Source organism: Cognatundibacterium luofuense (assembly GCF_018139685.1).
Lineage (GTDB): Bacteria > Pseudomonadota > Gammaproteobacteria > Burkholderiales > Burkholderiaceae_D > Undibacterium > Undibacterium luofuense.
The window spans coordinates 1-13,887 of the sequence record NZ_JAGSPN010000002.1; the positions used below are offsets into that span (position 1 = coordinate 1).

11 protein-coding genes are annotated in these 13,887 nt (G+C 53.9%); 6 read left to right on the plus strand and 5 right to left on the minus strand.

What is annotated here, in order from left to right; all coding sequences use genetic code 11:
• Positions 1–14: 14 nt before the first annotated feature.
• Positions 15–107: an integrase core domain-containing protein gene (locus tag KDM89_RS03520; protein ID WP_329604621.1), complete on the plus strand. Its 93-nt coding sequence runs from the start codon at positions 15–17 to the stop codon at positions 105–107.
• Between the two features lie 100 nt (positions 108–207).
• On the opposite strand, the gene KDM89_RS03525 is transcribed toward KDM89_RS03520, so the two are convergent.
• Positions 208–819: a LysE/ArgO family amino acid transporter gene (locus tag KDM89_RS03525; protein WP_212686579.1), complete on the minus strand. Its 612-nt coding sequence runs from the start codon at positions 817–819 to the stop codon at positions 208–210.
• 102 nt (positions 820–921) lie between these two features.
• On the opposite strand from KDM89_RS03525, the gene KDM89_RS03530 reads away from it, so the two are divergent.
• Positions 922–1,818 carry a LysR family transcriptional regulator ArgP gene (locus tag KDM89_RS03530; protein ID WP_212686580.1) on the plus strand — a complete coding sequence of 299 codons (897 nt, stop codon included), beginning with the start codon at positions 922–924 and terminating at the stop codon, positions 1,816–1,818.
• A gap of 33 nt (positions 1,819–1,851) precedes the next feature.
• Here KDM89_RS03530 and KDM89_RS03535 read toward each other — a convergent pair whose 3' ends face one another.
• On the minus strand, positions 1,852–2,886 hold the full coding sequence (locus KDM89_RS03535) for a zinc-binding alcohol dehydrogenase family protein (protein ID WP_212686581.1): 1,035 nt from the start codon (positions 2,884–2,886) through the stop codon (positions 1,852–1,854).
• 88 nt (positions 2,887–2,974) lie between these two features.
• Here KDM89_RS03535 and KDM89_RS03540 point away from each other — a divergent pair, with 88 nt between their 5' ends.
• Positions 2,975–3,889: a LysR family transcriptional regulator gene (locus tag KDM89_RS03540; protein WP_212686582.1), complete on the plus strand. Its 915-nt coding sequence runs from the start codon at positions 2,975–2,977 to the stop codon at positions 3,887–3,889.
• A 163-nt stretch (positions 3,890–4,052) separates the two neighbouring features.
• Here the strand turns inward: KDM89_RS03540 and KDM89_RS03545 are convergent, their stop codons facing one another.
• Complete coding sequence (locus KDM89_RS03545; protein WP_212686583.1) at positions 4,053–4,451, minus strand: MAPEG family protein; 399 nt, start codon at positions 4,449–4,451, stop codon at positions 4,053–4,055.
• 245 nt (positions 4,452–4,696) lie between these two features.
• The gene (locus KDM89_RS03550) at positions 4,697–5,890 is read right to left on the minus strand and encodes an amino acid aminotransferase (protein ID WP_212686584.1); all 1,194 of its coding nucleotides are present in this window, start codon (positions 5,888–5,890) and stop codon (positions 4,697–4,699) included.
• Positions 5,891–6,651: 761 nt separating this feature from the next.
• Between KDM89_RS03550 and KDM89_RS03555 the strand changes: the two genes are divergently transcribed.
• The 3 genes from KDM89_RS03555 to KDM89_RS03565 all read left to right on the plus strand — a co-directional run bounded on the left by KDM89_RS03555 (position 6,652) and on the right by KDM89_RS03565 (position 10,095).
• On the plus strand, positions 6,652–7,278 hold the full coding sequence (locus KDM89_RS03555) for a hypothetical protein (protein ID WP_212686585.1): 627 nt from the start codon (positions 6,652–6,654) through the stop codon (positions 7,276–7,278).
• 97 nt (positions 7,279–7,375) lie between these two features.
• Positions 7,376–8,419, plus strand: a complete 1,044-nt coding sequence (locus tag KDM89_RS03560; protein ID WP_212686586.1) for a nucleoside hydrolase — start codon at positions 7,376–7,378, stop codon at positions 8,417–8,419.
• A gap of 32 nt (positions 8,420–8,451) precedes the next feature.
• Positions 8,452–10,095, plus strand: coding sequence for a hypothetical protein (locus KDM89_RS03565; protein WP_212686587.1), 1,644 nt, complete (start codon positions 8,452–8,454; stop codon positions 10,093–10,095).
• A 473-nt stretch (positions 10,096–10,568) separates the two neighbouring features.
• Here KDM89_RS03565 and KDM89_RS03570 read toward each other — a convergent pair whose 3' ends face one another.
• Positions 10,569–13,847: an amidohydrolase family protein gene (locus tag KDM89_RS03570; RefSeq protein ID WP_212686588.1), complete on the minus strand. Its 3,279-nt coding sequence runs from the start codon at positions 13,845–13,847 to the stop codon at positions 10,569–10,571.
• Positions 13,848–13,887: the final 40 nt, after the last annotated feature.

The window sequence follows — 13,887 nt, forward strand, 5'->3', positions numbered from 1 at the left end:
ACGCCAGCCGGGTCATCGCCGGCTGGATCGGGTTCTACAACAACCAGCGTCCACATCAGGCGCTGGGGATGAAAACACCCGCTGAGGCATTTGCTTTAGCAGCCTAAGTTGAGCAGGAATCGCTGGGTCATTACACACGGACGTTGAGACAAGTCTGTGGCTGACTCCTGCTGTCTCCGGTTACGCACCGGTGCAATTAAAATCCGGTCATATCCCCTGTATTAGCAGCAAAACTGCCATACCCCACATGGTAATAACGATCAGTGCATCGATGACTTGCCATGCGCGCGGATGCTGAAATACCGGTGCAAGCCGTGCTGCACCAAAGCCGATGATCATGAACCAGCTCAGACTGGCGAGACAGGCACCCGCGATAAACCACCAGCGTAACAGTGGTGCCTGTTGTGCACCGATACTGCCGATCAATAGCACGGTATCCAGATAGACATGCGGATTCAGAAATGTGAAGGCGGCTGCTTGTGCAAGTACAGCGGCCATTCCTGCTCCTGCCACATGGCTGGCTGCAGTTAATTGCTGTGGTCGCCGTACCCGCTGTAATGCCTGCCAGCCGTAAACCAGTAAGAAGGCAGCACCGCCCAGTGCCAGAATCTGATTCAGTAAAGGGCTGGCTTTCAGCGTTTGCGATAAGCCCAGCACGCCGCTGCTGATCAGTACCGCATCGGTACCGGCGCAGAACATTACTACCGGCCAAACATGCTCGCCACGCAAACCCTGACGCAATACAAATGCGTTCTGCGCGCCGATAGCAACGATCAGACTCAGACAGACCATGAAACCCTGTACAAACACACTCAGCATGACGACCCCCTGCTCACTCAAATTTGGAAAACACAGAGCTTGCCTCAGCATTAAAATGAAGCCAAACTATCTTTTCTTAATCAAAGTTAGCAATGCTTAATTATGTTTGACTATGATGCGCTGGCAGCGTTATCTGCCGTGATTCGTGAAGGCAGTTTTGAACGTGCTGCCCGCGCCCTGCATGTAACGCCGTCAGCCATATCACAGCGAATCAAACTGCTGGAGGAACGTACCGGCTGCGCACTTGTGATTCGCGGGCAGCCATGCGAAGCCACTGCCACCGGGCGACAGTTGTGTTTGCATGCGGATCGTGTGCGCTTGCTGGAGCAGGAATGCAGGCAAACATTACCGGGTTTGTTTCCGGATAGCCCTCAGCGAGCGCCGCTCAGTGTCGCGGTCAATGCTGACAGTCTGGCCAGCTGGTTTGCTGATGCGATGGCAGCCTTCGCGGCGGAAGCACCGGTGCTGGTGCAGGTTGCCGTGGATGATCAGGATCACACCGGAAGCTGGCTGAAAAACGGTGAAGTGATGGCGGCAGTCACCAGCACTGCACAACCGGCAACCGGCTGCAATGCCTTTGCGCTGGGTGCGATGCGTTACCGTGCGACAGCCAGTCCGGCTTATATGCAACGCTATTTCCCCGATGGTGTTGATGCCGCAAGCCTGAAGAAGGCACCCAGCCTGCTGTTCAATCAAAAAGATACGCTGCAGGCACGCTGGGTTTTGCAAGTATGCGGAGAAGATATTCCTTTGCAGCGCCACAGCCTGCCATCCAGCCATGCGTTTGTGAATGCCACACGGGCAGGCATGGGCTGGGGGATGAATCCGGATTTGCTGGTCGCATCCTATCTGGCAGATGGCAGCCTGGTGGAACTGATTCCGGACACGCCACTGGATGTGCCACTGTACTGGCAAAGCGCCCGCGCTTCTTCCGGCTTGCTGAATGATTTCAGTCAGCATATTTTGCGGGCAGCCAGAGCGGCGCTGATTCCGCTCTGAGCCGCTGACGCGGAAGTACTCAGCTTTGCTCCCTTAGTCGTGACCGAAACCGGTGACAACGACCTTACCGATAGTTTGCTGACTTTCCAGCATTTCATGCGCCTGCCGCAGCGTCGCTGCATTAAAAGGCTGCAAGACAGTGCTGAGTGTCGTACGCAGGCGTCCCGCATCCACCATCGCGGCGACTTCGGCCAGCAAAACACCCTGCTGCGCGATATCGTCGGTGCTGAACATCGAACGGGTGAACATGCTTTCCCAGTGCAGCGAGATACTTTTGCGTTTCAGCGGCATCACATCCAGCACATCGGCATCATCAATCACTGCCAGTTGTCCTTGCGGCGTCAGGCATTCCACATATTGGGCGATGTATTCAATGGTATGCGTCAGACTGGCGATCATATCCACGCTGCTCAACCCCAGCGCCTGCAATTGCGGCAGCAGTGGCTGATGATGGTTAATCACATGATCAGCACCCAGTTCGCGGCACCAGGCAGCAGAGGATTCACGCGATGCGGTGGCGATTACCGTCACATCCGTCAACTGTTTCGCCAGTTGTATCATCATCGATCCGACACCACCGGCACCACCAGTAATCAGCAATGTACGCTGACGCGGCTTGCGTGGTTCAGCGCCTTTGCGTTGCACCTGCAGACGATCGAACAGGATTTCCCACGCGGTGATGGTAGTCAACGGCATGGCGGCCGCCTGTTCATCGCTGAGGCTTTGCGGTGCGGCTGCAATCAGACGCGCATCTACCACCTGATACTGCGCATTGCTGCCCTGACGTGCCAGCGCACCGGCGTAATACACGCGCTGCCCCGGCTGAAATCCGCTGACTGCGCTGCCGGTTGTGACGATTTCCCCGACCGCATCCCAGCCCGGAATCCGCACTTCGCCCGCAGCAGGTGCTGCCAGTCTGCGGATTTTGGTATCAACCGGATTGACGGCAATCGCGCTGATTTTGACCAGCACATCGTGCGCTTCCGGCACCGGCAGCGGTAAGTCCAGATCGATCAGGGCTTCAGGGTGGCTGACTGGTAAAGACTGACGAAATCCAACGGCTTTCATGATTTTCCTTTCGTGAACAAAATGTATGCGATGATTGTAGGCTTCAAAATAATTTTGATTAAGCCAGATAATTCTGAAAGACTTTCAAATGAAAATTGAAAATATCAGCGATTTACGGGTTTTGCTGGCGACTGCACGTCAGGGTTCGCTGAGTGCTGCAGCACGTGAACTCGAAATCACGCCAGCCGCCGCCAGCGCCATGCTGAAACGGCTGGAACAGCAACTCGGCGCGCGCCTGTTTGTGCGCTCTACCCGCGCATTGCGCTTGACCAGCGAAGGCGAGCTGCTGCTGAATTACGCCAGACGGGCGCTGGAATTGCTGGAAGAAGGTATTACGCAGGTCGGCGTTGGCACCACCCATCTGAGCGGTCATATCCGCGTCGCCGCGCCATCGGATTTGTCGCGCCACTGGCTGATGCCGTGGTTTGATCAGTTCATGGAAATGCATCCGCAAGTCAGTATTGCACTGACAGTCAGCGATAAATTGCAGGATTTACACCGCGATGCGCTGGATCTGGCGATACGCTACGGCGAGCTGGCGGATTCCGGTCTGGTCGCCCGCTTGCTGGCGGAAACGCAGCGCATTGCCTGCGCCAGCCCGGCCTATTTTGCCCGTCACGGCTACCCTGCTGACCCGGACGATTTGCAGCGGCATGAATGCATCAGCCTGCATATCGCCGGTCAGCGCGACACTTTATGGTGGTTTTCACGGACAACATCCGGCGCAAAACCGGAAATACGCGAAGTCCGGATACAGCCGCGCCGCAGTGTGGACGATGGCGCGCTGGCGCATGACTGGGCGCTGGGCGGCAAAGGCATTACCTACAAATCGGCGCTGGATATTCACAACGATCTACAACACGGTCGCTTATTACCAGCACTGCCGGACTGGCAAGGCAAGCCCTACCCTTTGCATGCGCTGTATCCGGCCAACCGTTTTTTACCGGCGCGCGTCAGGGCGCTGACCGATTTTCTGGCGCAGCAATTTGCGGGATTAGGTTAAACCCGCGCCATCCACTGCACCTGCCTTTGTGCAAATATCGTCATGAGGTGATTTGCAAGAGCCGGACTTTCTGCCGACGACCGCCAGATAGCTATGCAGGAATCCGCATTTAAGGCAATTTTGCCCCGTTTCCGACAGTTCTCAGCGGCATTCAACATGCAGATCACCAGCCTGCCAGCACAATCACACACCACATGGCCAGCACCGCCGCAAAATTCAGGGTGAATACGATGCCGCGTAAGCGCACATTGCTCGTCAGTATCTGCACGCCGCTGTGTAAGACTCTGCCTGTCACAAATAACCATGCCAGCACAGGCAGTGCGGCACTGCTCAGCGCCAGCAATTCGCTGAGCAGACAAGCCACGTAGAACAGCATCGGCCATTCAAACTGGTTTTTCAGATTGGCGCTGATACGTGGTTCCAGCGCCGCAAACGGATTCGATCCGTCCGTATTTCGTCCGACACCCCATACCGCCGGTGCGCGGGCGATGGTCAGCAACACATACAGGCTGGCGAGCAACAGTACATGGACGAACATCGGTAACAATAATTCATGCAACATACTCTTCTTTCCTGAGAGAGCGATCTGTCGAAGAAAATAACATTTCCGTCAGATATTTACTTACACGCAATTTACATAGAATTGACACCGCATTGACACCGAATTGACACATGACCTGAGGTTTTCCCCGAATCTTTTTACATGCAGACGACAAACAAAAAGCGGTGACAGAAAACTGTACACCGCTTTTTACTTTGTCTGTATCGCAGAGGCAGAAACTTCCTGCCGCCATGCGCAGCCGGATATTACTTCAGCACTGCAGCAATCGCGTTCGCTGCTGCTTCCACGTTACCGCTGTTCAGACCAGCGATACACATACGGCCGGAGCGAACCAGATACAGGCCGAACTCTTCACGCAGGCGATCGCACTGTTCTGCGCTGAGGCCGGTGTAGCTGAACATGCCGCGCTGTGTCAGGAAGTAAGAAAAATCGCGGCCCGGTACTTTGGCGCTCAGTACGTCGTGCAGTTTGCGGCGCATTAACTGAATGCGTTCACGCATTTCTTTGACTTCAGCTTCCCACATCGGACGCAGAGTTGCATCGCTCAGCACTTGCGCCACCAGCTGACCACCGTGGATAGGCGGGTTGGAGTAATTGCGGCGGATCGTCGCTTTCATCTGACCCAGCACATTCACCGCTTGCGCTGCATCGGGACACACCACGCTCAGCGCGCCGCAACGTTCACCGTACAGGCTCATGCTCTTGGAGAACGAGTTCGCCACGAAGAAGCTCAGGCCCTGCTCTGCGAACAGACGGATAGCAAATGCATCTTCGTCGATACCGTCGCCGTAACCCTGATAAGCCAGATCCATGAAAGGAATCAGTTCGCGCTCTTTGATTACAGGAACCAGCGCCTGCCATTGTTCTTTACTCAGATCCACACCGGTCGGGTTGTGGCAGCAAGCGTGCAGCAATACGATGCTGTGTTTATCCGCTGCTTTCAGCGCTTCCAGCATCGCCTCAAATTTCAGGCCGCCGGTGGTGCTGTCGTAGTAAGGATAGGTTTTGACCGTCATGCCGCAGCCTTCAAATACGGCGCGGTGATTATCCCAGGTCGGATCGCTGACCAGCATCACGGATTGCGGGAAATAACGCTTGATGAAATCGCCGCCGATTTTCAGGCCGCCGCTGGAACCCACGGTTTGCATGGTCACGACACGGCCTTCTTTGACCGCTGCACTGTCTGCACCGAACAGCAAATGCTGTACCGCGCTGCGGAAATTCGCTGCGCCTTCCATTGGCAGGTAAGGACGCGCACCGGCATCGTTCACCACTTTGTGCTCTGCGGCACGCACCGATGGCAGCATCGGAATCTTGCCGTTATCGTCAAAGTAAATACCGATCGAAACGTTGATTTTGCCCGGACGGGTATCTTTGCCGAATGCTTCGTTCAGAGACAAAATTGGATCGCCTGGGTAGGCTTCGACGTGCTGAAACATAGATGGACTCCAGAGTAAAAAATCATCGCCCTGCTACTGCAGACAGGTTTTTGCAGCGCAGACAGAAAGCGCCATTTTGACATACTCCGCCTGTAAAACAGGATACACATGGTGTTTTTACGGGGGCTTTTCTGTGCGGATTCTTGCTTTACTGCAGTGTTTTCCTGAAAAATGAAAACAGCTCGTCAACAGCACTGCTTGTCAGGAAAAATTTGTTTCGTTTTTCCGATGAAAAACACCGATACAGCGCCATGCGTATCGGGCCGGACTGAGCATGACCGTGCAGTCGCCTTCCGACGCAGATGGAGGCAGGTAAATAAGCTGGTCTGCCAAATGCACCCACGCCCCATCCCGTCCGCCAGAACGGAGACTGAACAGCGTTACCAACTCCTGCAACACCCCCCCATCCCATCACTGATCACAGCTGATCGTCTGAAGGTGAACCGAAGGCGGGCTGATTGCGCTCTGAAATTGCTCCAAAACCCGTCTGAATGCGGATTCTGGCATAGAAAAAGCACCTGCTCACCGGCTTGTCGTTGAAAACAGTGGTTCACTGCGACTTCATTTTTTAGCGCATGACGATTTCTGAATAGCTCAAAACTATCCCGAAAAACAATTAACTGAAAATTGGTTTTCAAGGAGCAGATTGCGCTTGCAAGTAAATGTACTTTTTACAAATCTGGCACAAAGCTTGCTGCAGATCAAACACGCGCCACTTTTAACAGACGCGGCTTTCATAACAATTGATCAGGGAGGCAATTTTGAAAAATCTATCTCGCGCCATGCTGGCACATGCACTGGCTGCCGCTTATCCGGTGGTGTTTGTGATCGGCACTTTTGGTGTGCACTTACAAGCCAGTGCGCAATCCGCGTCCGGCAATACCGGAAATACCGGACTTTCTCAGACAGCGCAAAACTATCAGCAAATGTGTAATGCGGCGGGTGGTTATTTTCAGACTGGTACGGTCAATTCCGCTACCAATAACGATTATCCGAACGTGACTAACTACACCTCCGGCAAGAAGCGCCAGGGCATCCCGTTGTCGCATACGCATATTGAAATCACATCCGCGATTGACGGCAATATTTACGATGTCGCGATCGATAACGTATTCGCCCCGGATTACGACCCGAGCAGCTACGTTGTGCCACCATCTTATGTCAACGGTATTCAGGCCGGTGGCAATCTGTATCTGTGCAGCGGCAATCCGGGCAAAGTACCTTACGCCGAAAATGAAGGGCTGGCAAAGCAAGGCTTCGACTGGGTTCACACCAATTGCAGCACCAGCGGTTACAGCAGCTCTTACAAAAACGGCTTTATCTACAACGATCAGGGCGTGAATCTGACCAACAGCCAGACGTATTGCTATCTGTGGCCATCCAGCTGATTACAGCCAGACCCGTTCCGCCACGGCGCTGCAACAACATTGTCACGTATCGCCGTCCCGACCAATTCACCACTTCATTTCAGAACAGGAATTCCTGATGAAACAGCGTACAAAAGTCATTATTGATACCGATGTCGATTTCGACGATTACATGGCCATCGTGTATCTGATGCAAAACCCCGACATCGACGTTATCGCCATTTCCGTTACCGGTTGCGGCGCAGTGCATTTATCCAAAGGCGTGGAGAACGTCGCGAACCTGCTGACTCTGTTCGGCAATCACGCACTGAAACTGCCGGTCTTGCGCGGCGCTTCTGCACCACTGAGCTTCAGCAATGTGTTTCCGGCAGATGTGCGGAATGGCGCCGATCTGCATTACGCCGCAGCATTTCCCGGCGTGAATCCGTCTCCGGCGATTTACGAGGCGCAAAGCTGGCTGCATGACTTCTTCATGCATAACGATGAACCGGTAACGGTATTGTCGATTGGTGGCGGCACCAACTTCGGCACATTGTTCCGCAGCGCGCAGCAAAACCCTGCGCTGAAAGCGAAACTGCAGAGCGGCATACAGCAAATCGTGATGATGGGTGGCAATATCCTTCCGCGCGACATTTCACCGGGTGCGATGGGCAATATCATTCCAACGCTCGGTGATAACGTGATTTACCGTAACGAAGTCGCCGAATGGAATATTTTCATTGATCCGCTGGGCGCACAGCTGATGTTTGAATCCGGTGTGCCATTACGTCTGATTGCACTGAACGCGACCAATGAAGTGCCGCTGGATCAGGAATTTGTCAGCAAACTCAATGCGATTAATACCCCGCAGGCTAAATTCCTCAGCGCCGTGCTGGCCTATCCTGAAAACGCCGCTGGCATCGGCACCTATCTGTCTTTCTGGGACCCGTTAGCAGCCTGCACGATTCCCTTGCCCGCACTGGTCACTACCGAAGCATTCAAACTGTATGTATGTCAGGAACTGAACGAAGAAGACGATCAGAGCGCCAGCCTGATTGTAGACAGCAAACACGGCAGCCGTATTGAAGTCGCTATTGCCGCCAATGCAGATGCGGTTCATGCCGAATTTCTGCGCGTACTGAGTCTGCCAATGCCAGACACCCGGCATTGCACCGGGAATTAACAACATCATTTCAATCACACGAGGGAGACAACATGTTTAAACGCTCTGTACATACCGCCATTCAGGCCGGTGTTATCGCGCTGATGGGGATGTCCGCATCCGCATTTGCCGCAGGTGCAGCCAAACCGGCAAACACCTGCAGCGGCACCTATCCAAGCTACTGGCAGGACATCGCACCGAAATTCGCGGAAATGTGGAAAGGCCAGATCATTTCGAATGCGCCAACCGGTGCGTATTCCGGCCCGGTATTTAAATTATCGGATGATTATCCGCGTCAGCCAGTGGATGACAAAGCGAATCAGCCTTGGCGCTCTGCCAAATTTGATCCGCTGTTCGATCCTGCCACACCGCAGGATGTGAAAGCCAAACTGGCCAAAGAATATGGCTGGCTGGTGTATAACTACATTCTGGCCGGCAATATCAATCAACCCGGTCAGTCCGATTTTGATGTCTGCGAAAATCCGGTACGTCCTTGGTATCACATTGCTTTCCAGACGTATGATCCTTTGAGCGGCCGCGAATTTATTCATGGTCTGACCCGCGAAGCACCGGTCACCTTCTCGATCAAATCCGGCACCGGCACAGCAGCCACTACGATGTGGGCAGTTGCTGTCTACAACGCCACTGCAGCTTATACGCTGGGCACAGTCTGGCAAAAAGACGGCACAGCAAAAGTCCCGACCTCGAATATCCGCTTTCAGGAAGGCGCTGTGATCGGCAAACCGCTGTTCAATACTGCAACGCTGGATCAGTTGCCGGTGCTGGCGAATATGCCGCGCTGGAATGCGAATATTTCTGATCCGACGTTCTGTAATGCGCCACAAGGTGCCACGATGGCAGAACAATCCGCCGCCTGTCCGCGCAATTACGCTGCATGGAACGATGTACGCTTGCTGCAGTTTGATATTTCGATTGCGGACAGCCGCGCCAAAGGTACTGGCTGGGTGTACGGCACTTTCGTCGCCGATGGTCAGCGTAAAGCCAAAGTCAAAGATGAATGGCAGCGCGTCAGCCTGCTGGGCATGATGTGGGGCAACGACACGCCGCCACCAGGCCAGCTGGCTTACAACTATCCGCCTAACCCGCGTAAAAACGGTTTTAAAGAAGAAGTGATTTTCTGGGATGTGGTGGACGAACTGAATTCCTACGGCGGTACTGGTATGGTGCAGCGCATGGGCCATCTGGGTTCCAATCACCGTCTGAATGGCCCGGCAGATAATGCCAACAGTTCCTGCATGTCTTGCCACGGCACGGCGTCGGTACCGGACTCCACATTCACGACACCACCACTGCTGGCAAAATTTGCACCAGCCAGCATGAATATGACATATCAATCGGTTGCGCCGGTGAATGGTTTGAAAGCGGTTGGTCTGGATCGCAGCGGCTCACCGGCAACCGTGAAAAACGATGTCAGCTTCAGCGAAATGGATGCTATTTATTTCGCGAATGTGATGGCGGGTACGTCATTCAACATGACCACGCCTTCAGGCAAAAATGTGATGGGAGAAGGCGTACCGAGTTATCCGAATCCTGCACAAAAACAATGGATTTCTCTGGATTATTCGCTGCAATTGTCGATGTCGCTGACCCAGTGGATGCAGTGGAAGGCTGCTGAAGCAGCGCAGACGCCACCGGAAAAACGTCAGTTCGTCAAAGCACTGCGCCGCACACAGTAATCGCTTTCTCAGCGCTTTACTGAAAAAACGCCGGACTGGTTCCGGCGTTTTTCTTTCTGCGCTCAGGCTTGCCGGCGCTGAAGGGAAACCGGATGCGGCAAGGCCTGTCACTGAGTTCTTATCCCGACCGGTATCGCCGTCGGATCGGATCTTATCTGATCTGCCCCGATGCCTGAAAATGCCTCCACAATGTCCCGAATCGCCTGAAATGCGGACTTTCGCACAGAAAAAACACCCTGTTTGCTTGTCGTCCGCGAAAACAGTGGCGCTCCGGACTGCCTGTTTTCCGGCAAATGATGATTTTTGCACAATCGGGCAAGCGCAAACACATGTAAAAACAAAAAAGCTGCCCGGAAACCGGACAGCTTTTTATCTCATCAGCGGCGACACGCAACATGGCTGCATGCCGCGTCGCTGCGTCTGCCTTGCGATTGAAAGCGATTTACAGCACCGTTTACGGCACCTTAGCCGCATCACTCATGGTTGTGATTGTGCGAATAGTCAATCGCATCCACTGGTGCATTCGCGCCCTGCTTACCCTCAAAGAAGAATGGTTTGCGTGGTTTGGCACCTTTGCCTTGCGGATTCATGGTCGCAGTATCGTACAGACGACCATTGATCATCACATAGCTTAAGCGATCCGACTGGCGGATATCTGCCACCGGATTACCATCCACCACCATCAGATCGGCCAGTTTGCCTGCTTCCAGCGAACCGACATCTTTATCCATTCCCAGATATTTCGCGCCGTTCAGCGTCGCGCTGCGGATGGCTTCCAATGGTGTCATACCGCCCATTACCAGTGTCCACATTTCCCAGTGCGCCGCCAGACCTTCACGCTGACCGTGTGCGCCCAGATTCACCGGCACACCGGCACGCTGCAGTTCGGTTGCGACTTTGGCGGCTTTGATCACGTTGAAATCTTCTTCCGGCGCGGTTTCGCGACGCACGCTACGCGGTTGCAGTACAGTGCGCGGCACGTATTTCGACAGAATCGGATGTTCCCAGACATTGGTGCGCGCATACCAGTAATGTTCACCATCCAGACCGCCGTAAGCCACACCCAGCGTCGGCGTGTAACCGACCGCAGTTTGCGACCACAATTGGCGTACATCATCATAAATATTCGCCACCGGCAACGCATGCTCGACACCGGTATGTCCATCAACCACCATGGTCATATTGTGCTGGAACAGCGAACCACCTTCCGGCACCACCATCATGCCGGTCTGACGCGCCGCTTCCAGAATTTGCTGGCGCTGCTCACGACGCGGCTGGTTATAGCTTTTTACCGAGATCGCACCGGCGGCTTTCATGCGTTTCAGATGCGTCAGCGCGTCATCGTAATTATTGACCACGGCGCTGAAATTACTCTTCGCACCATACAAAATCGTACCAGTCGAGAAAATACGCGGTGCCACCACCAGACCCGCTTTCTGCATTTCACTGTGGGTGAAAATCGTCCCGGTATCGTTCGATGGATCGTGAATCGTGGTCACACCAAAAGCCAGCGACGCATAATCAATCCAGCTTTGTTGCGGAATAATGCCGTCTTCACCCATGCCACCGTGCCAGTGCACATCCACGATGCCCGGCAATATGGTTTTACCGCTGACATCAATCCGCTCAGCACCAGCCGGAATCGTAACCTCTGCCGCCTTACCAATCGCTTTGATGCGGTTGTTTTCGATCACGATACGACCCTGCTCGATGACTTCATCACCGCGCATCGTCACGATACGTGCACCATCCAGTACTTTGATGCCGGTAGGTTTATCGGCCTGCATGCGCAAACCGATTTCCAGACCACGTTCAGGATTCGGCGCTGCTTTCACATCCGTTGCCGCACCGGCCTGCCACGGGAAAGCGTCTTTCAGCTCACGGGTGAACAATTCATTCCCCAGCGCAAAATGCAGCTTGCGGCCATCGCCGGACCAGTGCAGATACTGACCGGCATTCACGTCTAATTGTTTTACCGGTAGTGCATCCATGTTTTTACCAATGGTAACTGGCTTACCGGCTTGCGGTAACGGCGTTACATAGGCATGGAAACGTTCACCGAAAGCCAGCCACTGACCATCCGGCGACAAGGAAAATTCACCGGCAAATTCACTCTTCGCGACCGGCGCTTCCTGATGCGTCTGCAAATCCAGACGCACTAAGGATGTGGTCCAGTCAACTTCGCCACTGTATTTAGTACGGCTGACATACAGCACATCGGAGCGGTCAGTCCATTGCGGGTTATTACCGTCTTCCGTGACCAGTTTCGCTTCGCCGCTGCCATCCGCCGCTGCCACATACACACCGGTTTCCATACCGTGCCACGGCGTTGTCAGGTAGCCGCCTTTGGATTTTACGAAGCTGACCGATTTGCCATCCGGCGAAAATGCCGGTTGCAGATATTTACCTGACGTTTTGCTGATCACCGTTTCTTTGCCACCGGCAACATCCAGCACGCGCACGCTACCAAGTTGCTGATCATCCCAGGTCGTGAAAACCAGTTTTTTACCATCGCGCGAGAAACGCGGGAAATATTCGAAATGGTCGGACTGACGGGTCAGGCGGCGTGGCGTGCCATCCGGCAAATCACGCACATACAATTGCCCCATTGCGGAATACACCACTTTATCGCCTGCCGGTGACACGTTCACCCAGCGCAACTGGTGCACATCAAACTGATCCGGCGCGACTTCATGTGCAAAATGTAAAGCAGGACGGACTTCGCGGCTGTCTTTCACATGGAAGGCAATCTCTTTTGCACCGCCTTTGAAAGAATCGACCCGCCAGATGCGACCCTTGGCCCAGACCACAATTTCTTTGCTGCCTGGAGCCCATGCGAATGCCGGATACACACCGTGAATTGCCCATGATTCCTGCATGTCACGCTCCAGCTCCGGCCAAGCGGCACGCTCTTCGCCAGTCTGCAAATCCTTCAGAAATAAGGTGGACTGATTGCGGATGCGGCGCACGAATGCCAGATAACGACCATCCGGCGAAGGGACAGGCCGTACCGCACCGCCCGGACCACCAGCGATGGATTTGACTTTACCGTCACGTAAATCTTTGCGGAAAATCTGATAAATCTGGTTATTCGAATCTTTGTTGTATTCAAACGCCGTGCCGCCGGTCGTATCCTGCGAGTAATACACGTAGCGGCCATCCGGTGAAAATGCCGGTTCGCCCAGATCTTTTTGCCAGTTCGGTTTTTCATTCAGTTGTATACCTGCACCGCCATTCACGTGATACATCCAGATTTCACCGGAACCCAGCGAACGGGTACCGCTGTAATGTTTACGCGCCGCAATGTACTGACCATTCGGATGCCAGACCGGATTATTCAGTAAACGGAAATCTTCTTTGGTAATCGCACGCGCATCGCTGCCATCGGCATTCATGACCCAGATATTGTCACCACCACCTGCATCCGACATAAAGGCGATTTTTTTACCGTCCGGCGAAAATTTCGGCTGCATTTCCCACACCACCGAATGTGTCAGCGCTTTCGCTTCCCCGCCCTCCGCTGGCATCAGGTAAATATCACCGAGCAGATCAAAGGTAATCCATTTGCCATCCGGACTGATATCCACGCTCATCCAGGTACCGGTACGGGTATCGATACCAACCGATTTTGCCTCGCCGGGCGGCTGATTCACATTCCATTTTGGTTTTTCGGCAGGCTTATTGTCTGCAGCAAGCGCTGGCAAGGCAAACAAACTGGCAACGGCCAGTGATATCAGGCTGGTTTTGAACATTCTGCTTTTTCTCCGTTGATTTTTTCTTTATGTCGACCGG